At 67.3% G+C, this 1,150-nt stretch carries 1 protein-coding gene; it reads left to right on the forward strand.

Features of this window, described 5'->3' with window-relative positions; genetic code table 11:
* Positions 1–152: 152 nt before the first annotated feature.
* A partial coding sequence (locus AC08OU_RS22335; RefSeq protein ID WP_476605704.1) for a helix-turn-helix domain-containing protein occupies positions 153–1,150 on the forward strand: 998 nt, incomplete at its 3' end.

Below are 1,150 nucleotides of genomic sequence, written 5' to 3' on the forward strand. Positions count from 1 at the left end.
ATCGTACGACAGCGCGGACGGATCTTCGGGCACCATCGGGCGATGGGCGTCGTGCCTTCCGGTTCGCGACTCGGGGCGCCGCTCATGCCGGTCGGCCTACGCTTACGGCCTGTCGAACCATCCATCTCGATCCACCACTAGGGGCAGTACCTATGCGCGTCGTCTCCCTACTGCTCGTGCTGTGCATCGGGAGTGGACTGACCGACCTGAAGCTGTACACGGACCTTGTCCACCAGCGCCAGCAGGGAGCGATTGAGATCGCGCGTGCGGTGGCATCCGACCTGCTCCTGGCCCGGGCGGTCATGGGGAAGGATTCCGCGGGGGAGGTGCAGGCTCTCGCCGAACAGGCCCGGCGACTCACAGGAGCGCAGTCCGTGGTCGTCATCAACAGCCGGGGTATCCGCTGCTCCGATCCCGATCCGAAGAACATCGGCAAACCGGTCAGCGCCGACCCCTCGGGTGCCCTCCACGAACAGGAGACTGTCAGTCGCGGGTCCGGGAGCCTGGGGTCGTCCGTGCGCGCCGAGGTTCCGCTGCGCGACACCGACGGTAAGACCGTCGGTGAGGTCAGAGTCGACGTCAGCATGAAGGATCTGCACCACCAGTTGCTCACGCAGCTGCCCAGCGCCGCGGAGAATCTGGGCCTGCAAGTGGTCGTCGGCATCACCACTATCATAGTGATCACGCTATATAACCGGGCCGAACTCAAAAAACTTGCCCGCGAACTCAAAAAAATTGGCCGCGCAATCGACGATCTCTGGGGTCATCTCAGGGACCGGCCCGCCCAGCCCGACCAGCCCGCACCGCCCGACCAGCCCATCCAGCCCGACCGGCCCGCACCGCCCGACCAGCCCATCCAGCCCGACCGGCCCGCACCGCCCACCCAGCCCGCACCGCCTGCACCGCCCGCCCGGACCGGGGTCAGGGAAGAGATCGTCGCCGTGCTGCTCTGGGCGTCCGAGCCGATGTCGGCGGCGGAGATCGCCGACCAGATCGGCCGGGACCGGTCCACGGTCCAGCGGTACCTCAAGGATCTCAAGGAGGCCGGCTACGTCACCATGATCTTGGACGGCGGGTCCCGCGGGCGTCCCAGACACCTTTACCGATGGCTCGGCAAACCCTGGCCCCCGCCCGCCCGAACCCCTAACGG

The organism is Frankia sp. CcMO1 (genome assembly GCF_977945845.1).